The sequence below is a fragment of the Pseudomonas sp. MS646 genome (assembly GCF_036693845.1).
Taxonomy (GTDB): Bacteria; Pseudomonadota; Gammaproteobacteria; order Pseudomonadales; family Pseudomonadaceae; genus Aquipseudomonas; species Aquipseudomonas chlororaphis_E.
Genome location: NZ_CP144763.1, coordinates 3,384,506 through 3,403,378 on the forward strand (window position 1 = coordinate 3,384,506; position 18,873 = coordinate 3,403,378).

At 64.6% G+C, this 18,873-nt stretch carries 11 protein-coding genes; 7 read left to right on the forward strand and 4 right to left on the reverse strand.

Translation table 11 applies throughout. The features are described 5' to 3' along the window. The first annotated feature begins 47 nt into the window (after positions 1–47). The gene (locus tag V3H56_RS14895; protein WP_338473522.1) at positions 48–2,714 is read left to right on the forward strand and encodes an excinuclease ABC subunit UvrA; all 2,667 of its coding nucleotides are present in this window, start codon (positions 48–50) and stop codon (positions 2,712–2,714) included. A 458-nt stretch (positions 2,715–3,172) separates the two neighbouring features. Here V3H56_RS14895 and hemN read toward each other — a convergent pair whose 3' ends face one another. The 4 genes from hemN to V3H56_RS14915 all read right to left on the reverse strand — a co-directional run bounded on the left by hemN (position 3,173) and on the right by V3H56_RS14915 (position 7,591). Continuing rightward, positions 3,173–4,561: an oxygen-independent coproporphyrinogen III oxidase gene (gene hemN / locus V3H56_RS14900; protein ID WP_338473523.1), complete on the reverse strand. Its 1,389-nt coding sequence runs from the start codon at positions 4,559–4,561 to the stop codon at positions 3,173–3,175. After that, the gene (locus V3H56_RS14905; RefSeq protein WP_338473524.1) at positions 4,558–5,931 is read right to left on the reverse strand and encodes a coproporphyrinogen III oxidase; all 1,374 of its coding nucleotides are present in this window, start codon (positions 5,929–5,931) and stop codon (positions 4,558–4,560) included. The genes hemN and V3H56_RS14905 overlap by 4 nt, the downstream gene beginning before the upstream one ends. A gap of 95 nt (positions 5,932–6,026) precedes the next feature. Continuing rightward, positions 6,027–6,470: a membrane protein gene (locus tag V3H56_RS14910; RefSeq protein WP_047737903.1), complete on the reverse strand. Its 444-nt coding sequence runs from the start codon at positions 6,468–6,470 to the stop codon at positions 6,027–6,029. A gap of 203 nt (positions 6,471–6,673) precedes the next feature. Beyond that, complete coding sequence (locus tag V3H56_RS14915) at positions 6,674–7,591, reverse strand: IS110 family transposase (protein ID WP_047737935.1); 918 nt, start codon at positions 7,589–7,591, stop codon at positions 6,674–6,676. A 440-nt stretch (positions 7,592–8,031) separates the two neighbouring features. Between V3H56_RS14915 and V3H56_RS14920 the strand changes: the two genes are divergently transcribed. From V3H56_RS14920 to V3H56_RS14945, 6 genes are all read left to right on the forward strand, one after another. Beyond that, positions 8,032–13,644, forward strand: a complete 5,613-nt coding sequence (locus tag V3H56_RS14920) for a putative Ig domain-containing protein (RefSeq protein WP_338473525.1) — start codon at positions 8,032–8,034, stop codon at positions 13,642–13,644. Positions 13,645–14,318: 674 nt separating this feature from the next. Continuing rightward, positions 14,319–15,251, forward strand: a complete 933-nt coding sequence (locus tag V3H56_RS14925) for a 4-hydroxyproline epimerase (RefSeq protein WP_338473526.1) — start codon at positions 14,319–14,321, stop codon at positions 15,249–15,251. After that, a complete protein-coding gene (locus V3H56_RS14930; RefSeq protein WP_123579123.1) occupies positions 15,248–16,363 on the forward strand; it encodes an FAD-dependent oxidoreductase in 1,116 nt (371 codons plus the stop codon). Before V3H56_RS14925 ends, V3H56_RS14930 begins: the two co-directional genes overlap by 4 nt. Positions 16,364–16,409: 46 nt before the next feature. Continuing rightward, complete coding sequence (locus tag V3H56_RS14935) at positions 16,410–16,646, forward strand: 2Fe-2S iron-sulfur cluster-binding protein (protein ID WP_042729823.1); 237 nt, start codon at positions 16,410–16,412, stop codon at positions 16,644–16,646. Next, on the forward strand, positions 16,643–17,899 hold the full coding sequence (locus tag V3H56_RS14940; protein ID WP_042729822.1) for an FAD/NAD(P)-binding oxidoreductase: 1,257 nt from the start codon (positions 16,643–16,645) through the stop codon (positions 17,897–17,899). Before V3H56_RS14935 ends, V3H56_RS14940 begins: the two co-directional genes overlap by 4 nt. 214 nt (positions 17,900–18,113) lie before the next feature. Next, on the forward strand, positions 18,114–18,863 hold the full coding sequence (locus V3H56_RS14945; RefSeq protein WP_042729821.1) for an AraC family transcriptional regulator: 750 nt from the start codon (positions 18,114–18,116) through the stop codon (positions 18,861–18,863). The last annotated feature ends 10 nt before the right edge of the window (positions 18,864–18,873 follow it).

Sequence of the window (18,873 nt, forward strand, 5' to 3'; positions counted from 1 at the left end):
GCCCCGAAAGCCACGACGCCTCAAGCAGACGCACACAAGGAATTTCCATGCCCTCCCGCTCCGGCCCCGCCTCCCCCTCGTCCTTGCCCGAAAGCGCCGGTTGTGTCCGGGTGCGCGGCGCCCGCGAACACAACCTCAAGAACGTCGACGTCGACATTCCACGCGATGCCCTGGTGGTGTTCACCGGTGTGTCGGGCTCCGGCAAATCCTCGCTGGCCTTCTCCACGCTCTACGCCGAGGCCCAGCGCCGCTACTTCGAATCCGTCGCGCCGTATGCGCGGCGCCTGATCGACCAGGTGGGCGTGCCGGACGTGGACAGCATCGAAGGCCTGCCACCGGCCGTGGCCCTGCAACAACAGCGCGGCACGCCCAGCGCCCGTTCTTCGGTAGGCAGCGTCACTACCCTGTCGAGCCTGATCCGCATGCTCTATTCCCGTGCCGGCAGCTACCCGGCCGATCAACCGATGCTCTATGCCGAGGACTTCTCCCCCAACACGCCCCAGGGTGCCTGCCCGGAGTGTCATGGCCTGGGCCGGGTCTATGAGGTGACAGAAGCGTCCATGGTGCCGGACCCTTCGCTGACCATCCGCCAGCGGGCCGTGGCCGCCTGGCCCATGGCCTGGCAGGGGCAGAACCTGCGCGACATCCTCGTCACGCTGGGCTATGACGTCGATGTGCCCTGGCGGGACCTGCCGAAAAAGCAACGCGACTGGATTCTCTTCACCGAAGAAACCCCCACGGTCCCGGTGTACGCCGGGCTCACCCCGGCCCAGACCCGCGCCGCCCTCAAACGCAAGCTCGAACCCAGCTACCAGGGCACCTTCAGCGGCGCCCGGCGCTACCTGCTGCACACCTTCATGCATTCGCAAAGCGCGCAGATGCGCAAACGCGTGGCCCAATACATGCGCGCCAGCCCCTGCCCCGTGTGCGAAGGCAAGCGCCTCAAGCGCCAGGCGCTGACGGTGTCCTTTGCCGGCCGAGACATCGCCGAACTGTCGCACCTGCCATTGCTGGAACTGGCCGAGGTGCTCAAGGGCGTCCTGGCCCCCGACTACCTCGAACAAGCCGAAGAACCGGGCGCGGTGCTCACCCATCAGCAGACCCGGGCCGCCCGCGAGCAACGCGCCGCCCGGGGCGATAACCCGCACGCCGGAGGACCGGACGCACGACACACCCACAACCTGTCCCTGGAAAAACGCCTGGCGGCCCAGCGCATCGCCGCCGAGTTGCTGGAGCGGATCGTCACGCTCATCGACCTGGGCCTCGGCTACCTGGCCCTGGAACGCAGCACGCCGACGCTGTCCTCTGGCGAGCTGCAACGCCTGCGCCTGGCAACCCAGCTCAATTCCCAGTTGTTCGGGGTGATCTACGTGCTCGACGAACCCTCCGCCGGCCTGCACCCGGCCGACAGCGAGGCGCTGTTCGATGCCCTGCAACGGCTCAAGGCCGCCGGCAACTCGGTGTTTGTGGTCGAGCACGACCTGGACACCATGCGCCGCGCCGACTGGCTCATCGACGTCGGCCCCGACGCCGGCGAACAAGGCGGCAACATCCTCTACAGCGGCCCGCCCCAGGGGCTTGGGCAGGTGCAGGCCTCGCGGACCCGCGCCTACCTCTTTGCCGAAGACACCGCGAGCCCCCGTGCCCCTCGGCCACCCAAGGACTGGCTGCGCCTGGAGGGCATCACCCGCAACAATCTCGACAACCTGAGCGCCGCCTTTCCCTCGGGCTGCTTCACGGCGGTGACCGGCATCTCCGGCTCCGGCAAATCCAGTCTGGTGAGCCAGGCCCTGCTGGACCTGGTGGGCGCCCACCTGGGCCAGGCCAGCGCCAACGCCGAACCCGAGGAACAGAGCCTGGAGGACGAACCCGTGCAAACCAGCGGCGGGCACGTGACCGCCGGGCTCGAGGGGATCAAGCGGCTGGTCCAGGTGGACCAGAAACCCATCGGCCGTACGCCGCGCTCCAACCTCGCCACCTACACCGGGCTGTTCGATTACGTGCGCAAACTGTTCGCGGCCACGCAACAGGCCCAGGCGCTGGGGTTCGATGCCGGGCGGTTTTCCTTCAACGTCGCCAAGGGCCGCTGCGAGACCTGCGAGGGCGAAGGTTTCGTCAGCGTCGAATTGCTGTTCATGCCCAGCGTGTACGCTCCCTGCCCCACTTGCCACGGGGCGCGCTACAACCCGCAGACCCTTGAAGTCAGCTGGCAAGGCCTGGACATTTCCCAGGTGCTGCAACTGACCGTGAACCAGGCCCTCGACGTGTTCGCCGAACAAGCAGCGGCGCGGCGCACCTTGCAAGTGTTGCAGGACATCGGCCTGGGCTACTTGCGCCTGGGCCAGCCGGCCACGGAACTGTCCGGCGGCGAGGCGCAGCGCATCAAACTGGCGACGGAACTGCAACGCAAGGCCCGGGGCGCCACCTTGTACGTGCTGGACGAACCCACCAACGGCTTGCACCCCCAGGACGTGGACCGCTTGCTGGTGCAACTCAATCGTCTGGTGGATGAGGGCCACACGGTGGTCGTGGTGGAACACGACATGCGCGTCGTGGCGCAAAGCGACTGGGTCATCGACATCGGCCCCGGCGCCGGGACCCAGGGCGGGAACGTCGTGGTGTGCGGCACACCGGCCAAAGTCGCCCAATGCCAGGAAAGCCGCACCGCCCCATTCCTGGGCCGAGCCTTGCAACCTGGCACATCAACCCGGTGACCAGTTCCTCGCCACAGAAAGCTGGGCGTCACCCGTGGCGAGGGAGCTTGCTCCCGCTGGGCTGCGCAGCAGACCCAGAAGTGCTCGCCCCGCGCGCTATCTGATTGACTGCATCAAAACCCAAGGGGGCCGCTTCGCGACCCAGCGGGAGCAAGCTCCCTCGCCACGGAAAAGCGGGGGGCGGCAGGCTTTGAGGGGCGGACCGGGTTGGTCTGCTCCGCAAAATCCCCTAGCCACAGGTCCGTACCCTGCGTCACCCGTGGCGAGGGAGCTTGCTCCCGCTGGGCTGCGCAGCAGACCCAAAAGTGCTGGCCCCGCGCGCTATCTGAATGACTGCATCAAAATCCAAGGGGGCCGCTTCGCGGCCCAGCGGGAGCAAGCTCCTCGCCACGGAAAAGCGGGGGCGGACCGGGTTGGTCTGCTCCGCACATGCTTGACCACAGGTCTGTACCGCGCGATTACACCGTGCGCGAGTACTGGACCGTTCGATCCGCGCCCAGGTAGGCATCGAACGCCATGGCCACGTTGCGCATCATCAATTGCCCCTGGGGCAGCAATACCAGGGCGTCGTGGTGGATCTCCAGCAAGCCGTCGCCGACCAGTTCCTGGAGCGCGGCCAGGGCCTCGGCGAAGTAGGTGTTGAAACAAATACCGTGTGCCGCCTCGATCCGGGCGAAGGCGATGCGTCCGTGGCACATCAGTTCACTGATGATCTCGCGCCGCAGAAGGTCGTCAGCGCTCAGGCGGTAGCCCCTCTGCACCGCCAGCATGCCCTGGTCCAGGCGCGCGTAATACTGGGAGAGTTCCTTGACGTTCTGGTTGTAGCTATCCCCCACCTTGCCGATCGACGACACCCCCAGACCAATCAAGTCGCAATCGGCATGGGTGGAGTAACCCTGGAAGTTGCGCTGCAGCGAACCCCGGGCGCGGGCGAGTACCAATTCGTCGTCCGGCAGGGCGAAATGGTCCATGCCGATGTAGACATACCCGGCCTCGGTCAAGCGGTTGATGGTCAACTCCAGCAATTGCAGCTTGCGCTCGGGCGGGGGCATGTCTTCAGGGCGGATCATCCGCTGGGCACGCACCCGGCTGGGCAGATGAGCGTAGCTGTAGGCGGCAATACGGTCGGGGCGCAGGGCGATGATCTTGCTCAAGGTCACGTCGAAACTGGCGATGGTCTGCAACGGCAGGCCATAGATCAGGTCGACGCTGATCGACTTGAAGCGTGCGGCTCGCGCCGCCTCTACCAGCTCGGCCACTTGTGCCTCGCTTTGCACCCGGTTGACCGCGACCTGCACCTGGGCGTCGAAGTCCTGCACGCCAAAGCTCAGCCGATTGAAGCCCAACTGCCGCAGGCCCAGGACCTGCCCGGCATCGATCGTACGGGGGTCGACTTCGATGGAGAACTCGTGGGCATCGCTGTCGTCCATGTCGAACGATTGGTGCAGGCAGTCCATCAGGTCCGCCAGTTGCTCGTGGGTCAGGTACGTCGGCGTGCCCCCGCCCAGATGCAATTGGGTCAGCTTGCGCGAGCGGTCGAACAGCGCGGCCTGGAGGGCAATTTCGCGTTTCAGGTAGGTCAGGTACTCGGCCGCGCGAGGGGTCTTGCGGGTGATGATCTTGTGGCAGGCGCAGTAATAGCAAAGGCTCTGGCAGAACGGGATATGGATGTACACCGACAACGCCTTGGGCTGCGGCGCCTGGTTGCTGCGCTGGGCGGCCTGGCGGTATTCGTCCATGGCAAACGCCTGGTGAAACTGCGGGGCGGTCGGATAGGAGGTGTAGCGCGGCCCCGGGCGGTCGTATTTTTCCACCAGGGCACGATTGAAACCGGATACGGCGTTCATGAAGGATTCAACTTTTCCAGGGCGTGTAGGCTCGCGTCATTCGGATCCGGGTCGAACAGATTGCAGATCGCGTCCACATTCAGGCGCCCGGCAGGCAGGATGCCGATAAAACGGCTGGTCAGTTCGATCAATCCCTTGTCGTGCAACGCCTCCAGCAACGGCCAGATGGACGCGAAGTACTCGCGAAACACCAGGCCGAAACGTGTTTCGATGGCCGGGATATCCAGCTCCAGGTCGCAGGCCAGTTGCTCGGTCACGGTCGCCTTGACCTGATCCTGCGCCTCACAGCGCCAGCCGCGATACACCGGCAGTTGCCCGGCGTCCAACTGCTGGCAGTAATGCAACAGGTTGTCGGTGTTCTGCACATACAGATGCTCGATCTGCGTGACCGCCGACAACCCGAACCCCACGTGATCGCAACAGCCATGGCGGGTGAACCCCAGGCAATTGCGATGCAGGCGTCCATGCTCCTGGGCCACCGCCAGGTCATCGTCGGCCCGCACGAACTGGCCCAGGCCGATGTAGTGATAACCGGCGCCGATCAGTTGCTCGCAACAGATGCGGCGCATGGCGTCCTTGTCGGCCGGGCTGCAATAGGCGCCGGCCACGCCGGTGCTTTTCGAGCGATAACGATACGGCGCGCGGCCATAGTCAAAGACGTGCAGCCGGTCCGGCTCCAGCTCGATCAGCGTCGCCAGCTTCAACGCAAAGCTTTGCGGCGTTTGCCAGGCATGGCCGTAACCGAGGTCAATGTTGATGGACCGAAAGCCGAAGGTGCGCGCCGCATCGATCAGCGAATGAATCGGTGCCGGGTTCTGGTAGCAGTCGACGGACAGCTCGCTGTCGATGCCAATGTCGGGCACACCGATGCTGACATGGGTGAAACCCTGGTCACGGATCAGGCCCATGGTCGACCAGTCCGTGTGGTGCAAGTCCACCTCGATACTGTGGTCGCCGCTGTCGTACTCGCAAAAGTCAAAGCGCTTGCGCAGGTCGCCCATCAGCCGTTGCAGATGGGCGATGACCGGAGTACCGCCGGTCAGGCAGAACGCCTCGACCCGTCGTCCTGCGCCCAGATGGCAACCCACCAGCCCCATCTCGTACGTCAGGCGTTGCAGGTAGCCGTCGATTTCGCCGCAGCGACAGTCGTGGGCCAGGGGTGAACACGAGGCCAGGCGCAAGCGCGACGGCAGGTGCACGGCCAGGGACAGCGGCCGACGTTTCTGGCGGCTGTTGCGCAGCCCCCTGAGCAGGTCGAGCGAACCGATGCCGGCGTGGAATTTTCGTGTAGCGACCGGACAGTCGAAATCTGCCACCACTGGGGCACGTCCCGAGGGTCGCTCACCGAGGGTATTGAACAAATCGAACATGGCAATCTCCGAATGGCGGCGCGAGCACAGTGTCCGCTGTAACCCGGCCGGCCACCTTGACTTGTATCAAGCGCCTGGAAACCAAGGCGCCGCGCCTACCAGCCGATGTAGAACATGCCCTTGGCCAGCAGCACGATCGTCACCATGTGCAGGAACACGCTGGTGTGGATGATGTGCACGTAGCGGGCATTCATCCGCCCGCGCCGGAACAGCCACATCGCCCAGAGAAAATGCCCCAGCACGCTGCCGGCCAGCAGGATCTTCAAACCCAGCAGCAAGCCGAAGGACGACTGCAAGGGCGACATCAGCGCCGGCCAGTAGCGCAACCAGACCATCGCGGCCCCCGCGCCGAACAGCACCAGCAACACCCAGGGCATCAACTGCCGCGCGCGCCGGCTGATGCCCTGCTCCAGCAGCACCATGACCTTGACGGGCAGTTGCTTGCGAATGCTTTCGAGAAACAGCACTTCGAAAAACACCGTGCCGATGAACACCAGCGCGGCGAACAGGTGCAAGGTCAGAAACAGCGGATAACTCATGCGGCCCCTCGGATGCGCTCGATGGTTTATTGCAGGCTACCGCGTGGGACGTGGGGGGTGGTTGATGCCAATCAAGTAAACCGCAATCGCTGCGGTGCGCTTTGGGAGTGAGCAGGCTCGCTTAAATGCATTGGGACCGAACACTCAATCTGTGCTCACAACCGATCACCCTGTGGGAGCAACTGTCTTACCTCTGCCACCCGTCACCGCCATTCAGTGCCGTCTCGAAGCATGGCATTCAGTCTGATTAGCAATATTCGCATGCAGGCGATGAGCGCGACTTTCGCGCTCTTGCCTCGCCCTCGAAGTGCTTCGTACCGGGCCTTGAAGTCGGCGTGATAGCGGATGACAACCCAGCACGACATATAAAGCGCACGTCTGACCCGCGCTCTTCCTCCGTAAATCTGACGTTTGCCGCTGTGATTGCCACTGTCGTCGTTGTAGGGGGCGATTCCCGCCAGGGACGCGATCTCTCTGCGATCAAGCTCACCGAGCTCAGGCAGGTAAACCAACAAACTAGCAGTCGCCACAGTGCCGATCCCTTTAACTGATGTGAGTCGGTCGGCTTTCTCCGCATCCAGCTTACGCATGCTTTGATTAATGGCTTTGCCAAACTGCTTGATTTGGATTTGCAGGTAGCGAATATGATCTTTGATCACCTCGATAACCGCCGGAAGCTGAGCCTGCTGTAGCCGGCGCTTGTTGTCATCTCGTTGCTGGACGAAGTGTTCGCGCAGCTGAATCAGCTCCCGCAGTGCTTCACGCTCAGGTGAAATGGGCTTTTCGTGAGACGCATGCAGAGCTTCGGCAAAATCGGCAAGAACAGCCGCATCGATGGGGTCGGTCTTGGCATTCTTGCCCATTGCTACGGCGAAGGCTCTAGCCCGACGAGGGTTGATCCTGAGCACATTGAAACCTGCCTCCTGCAGTGCTGCCATAACCTTTCGTTCATAGCCGCCCGTGGCTTCCAGTAACACCCGGCCAATCGTGTACGGGCTTAGCTGTTCGACCAGCTGTGCAAAACCCTCAGGCGTATTGGGGACCTCGTAGCCTTGGTTCTGTGGTCGAACCCAAACGACGAGATTTGATTTGGATATATCGATACCGACCCAGGAAATCATGGCAAAACCCTCTTACACTCAGAAATGAGAGTGCTCTGGCTTTGCCCACGCTTGTGATTCGAGTGCCGCTCGTCCAACTGTTCGGGCTTATGGGCCAGAGTAGAAAGGTAGATGGCAGCTTTGCTCCCACTCGTGCTTCAAGCACCGCGGACTCACAGCTTGCCATCTACCCCTCTCACCCCAGAGTTTATTCCCTTACTCAGACACAAGCGGGCTTGCCCGCGAATGGGCCAGCAGCCACACCCCAAAATCACGCCCAAGCGTCAACAAAACGTTACACGTCGTTTTTCGAGTTCCGACCGTTGATCAGTTAGTCCAGATTTTTGACACTTGCCCGATGCGCGGTCACAACTTTCGCGCTCCGTTGGGTCTTAACTCGGTGGTCGCCGATGGAATATTGGCTCCTAACGAGGTTTTTAGCCTGATACGGAGATAAGCTCATGATTTTCAACGTACAAAATTTTGGCGCCAAAGGAGATGGCATCACTGACGACACGGCGGCGATACAAAGTGCGATTGATGCGGCGGCCGCCGCCGGGGGTGGGCAGGTGTACATGCCCACCGGCACCTACATTGTCTCCGGCGGCGAGGAACCTTCCGACGGCTGCGTGATGCTCAAGAGCAATGTCTACCTGTACGGCGACGGCATGGGCGAGACCACCGTCAAGGTGGCCGACGGCTCCGACACCAAGATCACCGGGGTCATTCGCTCCGCCTATGGCGAGGAAACCCACGACTTCGGCGTCAGCAACCTCACCATCGACGGTAACCGCGACCACACCACCGGCAAGATCGACGGCTGGTTCAACGGCTACATTCCAGGCCAGGAAGGCTACGACTCCAACGTCACCCTCGACAGCGTCGAGATCAAGGATTGCTCCGGGTACGGTTTCGACCCCCACGAGCAGACCGTCAACATGGTCATCAAGAACAGCGTGTCCCACGGCAACGGCCTGGACGGCTTCGTCGCGGACTTCCTCAGCGACAGCACCTTCGAGAACAACGTCGCCTACGACAACGACCGCCACGGCTTCAACGTCGTCACCAGCACCCATGACTTCACCCTGACCAACAACGTCGCCTACAACAACGGCGGCAACGGCATCGTGGTGCAGCGCGGCAGCGAGAACATCCCCTCCCCGAGCAACATCACCATCACCGGGGGCGAGGTCTACGGCAATGGCGCCGAAGGCGTGCTGGTCAAACTGTCGAGCGATGTCAGCGTCACCGGCGTCGACATCCACGACAACGCCAGCGCCGGGGTGCGCATCTACGGCAGCAACCACGTCGAGATCACCGACAACACGCTCAACAACAACTCCCTGGGCAGCCCGGTACCGGAAATCATCATCCAGTCCTACGACGACACCCAGGGCGTGTCCGGCAAATATTTCAACGGCAGCGACAACACCATCCAGGGCAACCTCATCAGCGGTAGCAATCAGTCGACCTACGGCGTTGCCGAGCGCAACGAAGACGGCACCGATCGCAACGCCATCATCGCCAACACCATCAGCCACACCAGCAAGGGCGCCACGCTGGTCTATGGCGATGGCAGCTACGTCAGCGCCACGGTCCCGATGACCACCGTACAAGGCACTGCGGGCAACGACACCTTGCAGGGCACCTCCGCCAGCGAGATTTTCTACGGCGGTGCGGGCAATGACATCATCAACGGCGCGGCCGGCAGCGACATCCTGGTGGGCGGTGCCGGCGTCGACAAGCTCACCGGCGGCACCGGCGCCGACACCTTCCGCTTCGTCGCCCAATCCGACAGCTACCGCAACGCGACCACCAGTTTCGACGACACCATCACCGACTTCGACGTCACCCAGGACAAGATCGACCTCGCCGGCCTTGGTTTCACCGGGCTGGGCAACGGCCGTGGCGGCACCCTGCAGATCAGCTACAGCGCCAGTAACGACCGCACCTACATCAAGGACTTCGACGCCGATGCCAGTGGCAACCGCTTCGAGCTGATCCTGTCGGGCAACCTTGCCAGCACCCTGACCGCCAGCAATTTCATCTTCAACCGAGTCGTCACCGGCACCAGCGGCAGCGACTCGTTGTTGGGCAGCGAGTCAGCCGACACGCTGCTCGGCCTGGCCGGCAACGACAGCCTCAGCGGCGGCGCGGGTGACGACAAACTCGACGGCGGCGCCGGCATGGACACCCTCACCGGCGGGGCCGGGGCCGACACCTTCGTGTTCTCCAATCGCCTGGACAGCTACCGCAACTACAACACCGGCGGGGCCAACCTGGGCGACCTGATCACCGACTTCAACGTGGCGGCCGACAAGATCGACCTGTCCGCCCTGGGGTTCACCGGCCTGGGCGATGGCAAGAACAACACCGTGTACCTGGTGCTCAACAGTGCCGGCACCAAGACCTACATCAAGTCTTTGACGGCCGATGCCGACGGCAACCGCTTCGAAGTGGCACTGGACGGCAATTACCTCAACACGCTGACCAGCGCCAACTTTGTCTTTGCCAGCACGTCGCCGACCAACCAGGCTCCAGTGCTGGCCACGCCGCTGCTGGATCAGAGCGCCACCGAAAACACCGCGTTCAGCTACGTGGTGCCGGCCACCAGCTTCACCGACCCGGACAACGACAGCCTGAGCTACACCGCCAAGCTGGCCGATGGCAGCGCCCTGCCCAATTGGCTGACCTTCGACGCCGTCACCCGGACATTCAGCGGCACCCCCAGCGACACGGCGTCCGGTACCTACGCCATCCAGGTCACCGCGACCGATGGCAGCAACGCGGCGATCAGCGACACGTTCACCCTCGCCGTACAGGACGTGCCCGCCGCCCCGACGGTGATCAACGGCACACCGAACAACGACACCCTGACGGGCACCGCGGCCAACGAGCAACTGTTCGGCGGTGCGGGTAACGACACCCTCAACGGTGGCGCCGGCAACGACATCCTGGTGGGCGGCACCGGCGTCGACAAACTCACCGGCGGCGCCGGCGCCGATGTGTTCCGCTACACCTCCAAGCTCGACAGCTACCGCACCGGCTCTACCAGCGCCAGCGACCAGATCCTCGACTTCGATGTGGCGGCCGACAAGATCGACGTCTCGGCGCTTGGCTACACCGGCTTGGGCAACGGTCTGAACGGCACGCTGCAAGTGACCTACAGCGCCTCGACCAACCGCACCTACCTCAAGGACCTCACCGTCGACGCCAACGGCAACCGCTTCGAGGTGTCGTTGGCGGGCAACCTGGTGAGCAGCCTGACGGCCAGTCACTTTGTCTTCGCCGACCAGAACACGCCCAGCAACGTGGCGCCGGTGGTCACCATCGCGCTGCTCGACCAGAACGCCACGGAGAACTCGCCGTTCAGCTACACCGTGGCCCACGACAGCTTCACCGACGCCAACCAGGACCTGCTGACCTACACCGCGACCCTGGCCGACGGCAGCGCCCTGCCCACCTGGCTGCATTTCAATGCCAGCAGCCTGAGCTTCACCGGCACGCCGACCAACACCGCGTCCGGCACCTACAACGTCCTGGTCAAGGCCACCGATCCGTCCGGGGCTTCGGTCAGCGACAGCTTTGCCCTCGCCGTGGCCGATGCACCGGCCAGCACCATCACCGGCACCAACAACGCCGAAACCCTCAACGGCACGGCGGCCGCCGACCTGATCCTCGGCCTGGGCGGCAACGACACGATCAAGGCCGGCACCGGCGCCGACATCGTCGATGGTGGTGCCGGACGCGACTCGCTGTACGGTGGCGACGGGGCCGATACGTTCCGCTACACCAATGTGCTCGACAGCTACCGCGACTACGACACCGGCGGCGTCACGGCCACCGACACGATCTATGATTTCACCGTCGGGGTCGACAAGATCGACGTGTCGAGCCTGGGTTTCCTCGGCCTGGGCGATGGCAGCAACAGCACGCTGTACATGACCCTGAACGAGGCCGGCGACAAGACCTACGTCAAGTCCGCCGAGGCCGACGCCGATGGCAATCGCTTCGAAATCGCCCTCAACGGCAACTACCTCAACACCCTGACCGCCAGTGATTTCGTCTTCGGCGAACGCGCCCAGCAAGACATCCTGTACCTGCCGACTCTCGGCCAGTCCAACGCGCGGCTGCTGCGCATGACCGAGGACGACGACCAGTCCGGCACTTCGATGCTGGTCAAGGACCTGGACCGCTACACCTCCTACGACGTGCGCAGCCAGTTCACCGATGCCGATGGCAACGGGATCGACATTGCCGTCGGCGGCAGCACGGTCAACGGCCTCTCGACCCTCGGCGCCGAGGAACTGAAGCTGTGCTGGTGGCTGACCGACACCAACCAGCCCGGTCCTGCGCTGTTGCGTGCGGTCACCTTGCTACGCGACCAGCTCAGCGAACTGCAATCGATCGACAACGTCACCATGGGCATTATCTGGGGCCAAGGCGAGGAAGCCGCCCAGGAAATCGCCCGTGCCACGGACAAGACAGCGGCGGCAGCAGCGTACAAGGCCGCGACCTTGAAGGTGTTCGACTACCTGCACGCGCAATTGGGCAACTTCAACGTGTACCTGATGGAGACCGGTCACTACGAGCAGGACGCGGCCCGGGCCCGTGGCTATTCGGAAGACAAGATCGCGGCCATCGTCGACGGGGTCGGCTACGTGCGCGCCGTCCAGGAAGCCATCGCCACCGAACGCGCCGACGTCAAGCTGGCGGTGGACTACACCGACTTGCCCCTGCGTTATGAAGTCGATCCGCTGGTGTACCCCGATGACGTCTGGCACTTGCACGAGGAATCGGCGGAAATCGTCGGCCAGCGCCTGGCCGACTACATCGCCGATGACCTGGGTTTCCACGGCAACCCCAACGACAACAACAGCGTGCAGGCCATCTTCGACGGCGCGCAAAACGAAGGCGGGATGATCTCCGGGACCGACCAGGCCGATACCCTGGTGGGCAGCTCGGGCAACGACACCCTGGACGGAGACCTGGGCGCCGACACCCTCACCGGCGGGGATGGCAACGACATCTACGTGGTCGACAACGCGTTCGACAGCGTGATCGAAACCAACACCTCGGCCTCGCAGATCGACACGGTGAAGGCCTCGGTCAGTTGGACCCTGGGCGCCAACCTCGAAAACCTGGTGCTCACCGGCGTCTCGGACATCGACGGCACCGGCAACGAGCGGCGCAACTTCATCACCGGCAACGCCGCCCATAACGTGCTCGACGGCGCGACCGGGGCCGACAGCATGAGCGGTGGCGATGGCAACGACACCTACTACGTCGACAACGCCAGCGACACCGTGATCGAAACCAACAGTGCCGCGTCCGGCGGGATCGACAGCGTGCACAGCAGCCTGGCGAGCTACACCCTGGGCAACAACGTCGAGAACCTCTACATCGACAGCGCGGCAGCCGCCAACGCTACCGGCAACGCTTTGGACAACACGCTGTTCGCCGGCGCCGGCAACAACGTGCTGGACGGGCGCGACGGCAATGACACGGTGTCGTACGAGCGCGCCCAGGCCGGCGTGACAGTCAACCTCTCGACCTCCGCGCAACAGGACACGCAGGGCTCCGGGCTCGACACCCTGAAGTTCATCGAGAACCTGACGGGCAGTGCCTACGCCGATACGCTGTCGGGCAACAGCGCCGGGAACATCCTCAACGGCGGTGCCGGCAACGACACCCTGGTGGGCGGTTCGGGCGACGATCGGCTGATCGGCGGCGCCGGCACCGACAACCTCACCGGCGGCACCGGCGCAGACACGTACGTCTTCGCCGCGCTGTCGGACATGGGCGTCGGGGCACTGCGCGATGTGATCAACGGCTTCAAGACGGCCGAGGGCGATCACCTGGACCTCACCGGCCTGGACGCCAACCCGCTGACGGCGACGATCGACGCCTTCACCTTCATCGGCAGCAACGCCTTCGACCCCACCAACGCCACCGGCCAACTGCGCTTTGCCGACGGCATCCTCTCCGGCAGCACCAACGCCGACGCCACTCCCGAGTTCGAGTTCGAACTGGTCGGCGTCAAGGAACTGCACGCCAGCGACTTCACCGCCTGAGTGAACCCAACCCTGTGGGAGCCCAGCTCCCACAGCGGCCCAGGCAATGCCCCCTGACAACCCACCACCCTCTTGCGAGAGCGAACTTGCTCGCGAAGACACCAGCCCATCCAAACTCCCCATCACCGACACCCCGCTTTCGCGGGCAAGCCCGCTCCCACACGAGGTTTGGCGTATACGCAGCCTTTGCATACACCGCCTAATCCTGTGGGAGCGGGCTTGCCCGCGAAGACGTCGGCACATTCAACATCTGCATAACAGACACACCGCTTTCGCGGGCAAGCCCGCTCCCACACAGGATTTGGGGTGTACTCTGCCTTTGCATGCACCAGCAAGATCTGTGGGAGCGGGCTTGCCCGCGAAGACGTCGGCACATCGAACATCTGCATGACAGACACACCGCTTTCGCGGGCAAGCCCGCTCCCACACAGGATTTGGGGTATTCGCAGCCTTTGCATACACCGCCTAATCCTGTGGGAGCGGGCTTGCCCGCGAAGACGGCGGCACATCCAACATATTCATAACAGACACACCACTTTCGCGGGCAAGCCCGCTCCCACCGTCCAAGTACGTGCTGTGCCGATTTCGTCATCGCTCGTGAATAAATCCATCAAGCCGGCACCCACCCCCGCGGGCGACGCTTGTGTTCAATCCATTGAACGGACGCGGCCCTCATGAAACGCATCACCGTGATCGACTCCCACACCGGCGGCGAGCCAACGCGCCTGGTCACCGGCGGTTTTCCCGACCTGGGCCGGGGCAGCATGGCCGAGCGCAGGCAGCGCCTGGCCGAGCAGCACGATGCCTGGCGCAGCACCTGTGTGCTGGAGCCGCGCGGCAGCGATGTGCTGGTGGGGGCGTTGTTGTGTGAACCGGTGGACCCGAACGCCTGTGCCGGGGTGATCTTCTTCAACAACAGCGGCTACCTGGGCATGTGCGGCCACGGCACCATCGGCCTGGTGGCATCGCTGGCGCACCTGGGCAGGATCGGCCCCGGCGTGCACAGCATCGAGACCCCGGTGGGCACCGTCCAGGCCACGTTGCATGAAGATCGCTCGGTCAGCGTGCGCAACGTACCGGCCTACCGCTACCGCAAAGCGCTGCGCCTGGAAGTGCCCGGCATCGGCCCGGTGGTGGGTGACGTGGCCTGGGGCGGCAACTGGTTCTTCCTGATGGCCGACCACGGCCAGCGAGTGGCCAGCGACAACCTCGACGGGTTGACCGCCTACACCTATGCCGTCCAGCAGGCCCTGGAGCAGCAAGGTTTTCGAGGCGAAGACGGCGGCCTGATCGATCACATCGAGCTGTTCGCCGACGACCCTCGCGCCGACAGCCGCAACTTCGTGCTCTGCCCCGGCAAGGCCTATGACCGCTCCCCGTGCGGCACCGGTACCAGCGCCAAGCTGGCGTGCCTGGCGGCGGACGGAAAACTGCAACCAGGACAGCTCTGGCGCCAGGCCAGCGTGATCGGCAGCGAATTCGAAGGGTCTTATGAGCCCGCCGGCGAGCGTATCGTGCCGACCATTCGCGGCCGGGCGCACATCAGCGCCGAAAGCACGCTGATCATCGAGCCGGACGACCCGTTCGCCTGGGGCATCCGTTCGTGAGCGAACACCCGGTCGCCGACGTGATCGTCATCGGCGCCGGCATCATCGGCGCCGCCTGCGCGCGCTCATTGGCCCAGCGTGGCTTGCAGGTGCTGGTAATGGACGCCGGCTGGCATGGCGCCACGGCGGCGGGCATGGGCCACCTGCTGGTGCTCGATGACAACCCAGCGGAACTGGCCCTCAGCCAATACTCCCTGCAACGTTGGCGCGAACTGGCCCCCGCCCTGCCCGCTGCCTGCGCCTGGCGCAACAACGGCACCCTGTGGCTGGCGGCCAATGCCGAGGAAATGGCGGTGGCCGACGGCAAGTACCTCAACCTGCTGGCCCACGGCGAGGCGTGCGAATTGATCGGCCGCACAGCACTGCGCCAGCGCGAACCCGAACTGCGCGAAGGCTTGGAAGGCGGGTTGCTGATCAAGGGTGACGGGATCCTGTATGCGCCGGCCGCCGCGCGCTGGATGCTCGAAACCGCCAACATTCGCCAACAGCGCGCCCAGGTCAGCGAAGTCGATGGCCACCGCGTGCGCCTCGCCGACGGACGCTGGTTGAGCGCTGAAGCGGTGGTCCTCGCCAATGGCATCCAGGCCACGCAACTGTGCCCGGAACTGCCCATCGAGCCGAAGAAAGGCCACCTGCTGATCACCGATCGCTGCCCCAACCGCGTGTCCCACACGCTGGTGGAACTGGGCTACGTCACCAGCGCCCACACGGCCAGCGGCCCTTCGGTGGCGTGCAACATCCAGCCCCGGCCGACCGGCCAACTGTTCATCGGCGCCTCCCGGCAGTTCGGCACCGTCGACCCACAGGTCGAAGGCTGGATGCTGGCGAAGATGCTCAAGCGCGCCACCGACTACCTGCCAGGGCTGGCCCAGCTCAACGGCATCCGCGCCTGGACCGGCTTTCGCGCCGCCAGCCCCGATGGCCTGCCACTGGTGGGCCAGCATCCGCAACGCAAGGGCCTGTGGCTGGCGGTCGGGCACGAAGGGTTGGGCGTAACGACCGCGCCTGCCACCGCCGACCTGCTGGTGGCACAGCTGTTCAACGAAACCTCGCCCCTGGCCCCGCAGGCCTACTTGCCACAGCGATTCCTCGGCGAGCCTACCCATGTCTGAAGCACACGGGTACCTCAGAATCCATTCAACTGAAGGTCTCAGCCCCATGCCTGAACTCCTCCTCGACGGCCACCCACTCTCGGTCGCCAGCGGCACCAGCGTCGCGGCGGCGCTGGCGTTGGGCTCCGACGGTTGCAGCCGCACCTCAATCAGTGGCCAGCGACGCGCGCCGCTGTGCGGCATGGGCATCTGCCAGGAATGCCGGGTGATGATCGACGGCCGGCAGCGCCTGGCGTGCCAGACCGTGTGCCGCGATGGCATGCACGTGCGGACCCGCCCATGAACGAGCTCACCGACCTGCTGATCATCGGGGCCGGCCCCGCCGGCATGGGCGCGGCGCTGGCGGCGGCCAGCAGCGGCATGCGCATCGTGGTACTGGACGACAACCCGCTGCCCGGCGGGCAGATCTGGCGCGACGGCCCCCAGGCCAACCTGCCCACCGAGGCGCGGCGCCTGCGCGAGCAACTGCAAGCCTGTGACAACGTGCAGTGCTACCCCGGCACTCGGGTGATCGCCTGCGCCGCCGACAAGACCCTGCTGGTGGAAGATACCGAGCGCGGCTGGTCCATCAGCTATGACCGCCTGATCCTCTGCACCGGCGCTCGTGAACTGCTGCTGCCCTTCCCCGGCTGGACACTCCCCGGCGTGACGGGCGCCGGAGGCTTGCAGGCATTGATCAAGGGCGGCTTGCCGGTGCGTGGCGAACGCCTGGTGATCGCCGGCAGCGGTCCGTTGTTGCTGGCCAGTGCCGCCACGGCGAAACATCAGGGCGCGCAGGTGCTGCGCATTGCCGAACAGGCCAACCGCGCCCGCGTGCTGGGTTTCGCCGCGCAATTGCCGCGTTGGCCAAACAAGTGGTTGCAGTCGTTCAGCCTGCTCGATGCCCACTACCGCACCGACAGTCATGTGCTGCAAGCCCTGGGTCGGGACCGCCTCGAAGGCGTGCGCCTGTTCCAGCAGGGCAAGACCGTGGAACTGGCCTGCGATCGGTTGGCCTGTGGCTTCGGCCTTGTTCCCAATGTCCAGCTCGGCCAGGCCTTGGGCTGCGGTGTGCAAGACCAGGCCCTGGCGGTCGACGCCTGGCAAGCCACCACCCGGCCCGGGTATTACGCCGCCGGTGAATGCACCGGGTTCGGCGGCAGCGAACTGGCGCAGGTGGAAGGCGCCATCGCCGGTTTTGCGGCGGTTGGCAACAGCGCCGCGGCCCAGCGACTCTGGCCGCGCCGGGCACGCTGGCAGGCGTTCGCCCGGGCATTGAATCGCGCTTTCGCCCTCGATGCCCGACTCAAGACCCTGGCTCGCCCCGACACCCTGGTCTGTCGCTGCGAAGACGTCCCCTACGCTGACCTGCTCGGCCACGAAAACTGGCGCGAAGCGAAACTGGCCAGCCGCTGCGGCATGGGCGCCTGCCAAGGCCGGGTGTGCGGCGCCGCGCTGGAGCATCTGTTTGGCTGGACACCGCCCACGCCTCGCCCACCGTTCAGCCCGGCGCGGATCGAAACGCTGCTGGCGCTGGGAGAAAACGCCCCCACCTGACACCAGACGGCGTGTCGGGCGAGCTTGATCGCCAATGGGGTGGGTCAGCGCGTCCAGGGAGGCAGGAGTAGCGTCTTCGCGAGCAAGCTCGCTCCCACAGGGCTTGGAGTGCAGCCGGACCAGCCTGCTCGCGAAGGCTACGTGACAAGCACCCCATTTCCATCCGACACTCCCGACACACACAAGCCCGCTCTGAAAAAGGCGTCGCTGAACCATGTACCCCTCGCTCAACAGCTTCACCCCCTGCGAGCTGGAAACCCTGCTGGGTAGCCTGCACCCCATCGCGCCGCTGCTGGACACCCTCGCCGACGTGGTGTTCTTCATCAAGGACCGCGAGGCCCGCTACGCCTTCGTCAACCAGACACTGGCCCGGCGCTGCGGCTTCAAACGCAGCGCCGACCTGCTCGGGCTCACCGCCGAACAGGTGTTCCCCGAGCGTTTCGGCCCGCTGTATACCGAGCAGGATCGCAAGGTCCTGGCCAGCGGGCGCGAACTGGCCGACCAATTGGAGCTGCACCTGTACTACGGCAACCAGCCGGTGTGGTGCCTGACCCACAAACTGGCCTTGCGTGACCCGAACGGCAGGATCGTCGGCCTCGCCGGCATTTCCCGCGACCTGCAACTGCCGCAATCCAGCCATCCGGCCTTTCAGAAACTGGTGGCGGTGGATGCCCACATCAAGCGTCATTTCGCCCACCCCATCAGCCTGGCCGAACTGACGGCCATCGCCGGGTTGTCGGTGGCCCAGCTGGAGCGTCACTGCAAGCGCATCTTCCAACTCACGCCCCGGCAGATGATCCACAAGGCGCGCCTGGAAGAAGCGTCGCGGCTGTTACGTGAGCAGGACGTGCCGATCACTGAGATCGCCCTGCGTTGCGGTTACACCGATCACAGCGCCTTCAGCCGTCAGTTTCGCGCCCTGACCAGCCTGTCGCCGAGTCAGTTCCGGGAAAACCATCGCTGACCCCTGTTCC

Excerpts from the sequence above, each read along its gene's own strand:
- V3H56_RS14895 (WP_338473522.1), top strand. The coding sequence starts at position 48 with ATGCCCTCCCGCTCCGGCCCCGCCTCCCCCTCGTCCTTGCCCGAAAGC.
- hemN (WP_338473523.1), bottom strand. The coding sequence starts at position 4,561 with ATGAACGCCGTATCCGGTTTCAATCGTGCCCTGGTGGAAAAATACGAC.
- V3H56_RS14905 (WP_338473524.1), bottom strand. The coding sequence starts at position 5,931 with ATGTTCGATTTGTTCAATACCCTCGGTGAGCGACCCTCGGGACGTGCC.
- V3H56_RS14910 (WP_047737903.1), bottom strand. The coding sequence starts at position 6,470 with ATGAGTTATCCGCTGTTTCTGACCTTGCACCTGTTCGCCGCGCTGGTG.
- V3H56_RS14915 (WP_047737935.1), bottom strand. The coding sequence starts at position 7,591 with ATGATTTCCTGGGTCGGTATCGATATATCCAAATCAAATCTCGTCGTT.
- V3H56_RS14920 (WP_338473525.1), top strand. The coding sequence starts at position 8,032 with ATGATTTTCAACGTACAAAATTTTGGCGCCAAAGGAGATGGCATCACT.
- V3H56_RS14925 (WP_338473526.1), top strand. The coding sequence starts at position 14,319 with ATGAAACGCATCACCGTGATCGACTCCCACACCGGCGGCGAGCCAACG.
- V3H56_RS14935 (WP_042729823.1), top strand. The coding sequence starts at position 16,410 with ATGCCTGAACTCCTCCTCGACGGCCACCCACTCTCGGTCGCCAGCGGC.
- V3H56_RS14940 (WP_042729822.1), top strand. The coding sequence starts at position 16,643 with ATGAACGAGCTCACCGACCTGCTGATCATCGGGGCCGGCCCCGCCGGC.
- V3H56_RS14945 (WP_042729821.1), top strand. The coding sequence starts at position 18,114 with ATGTACCCCTCGCTCAACAGCTTCACCCCCTGCGAGCTGGAAACCCTG.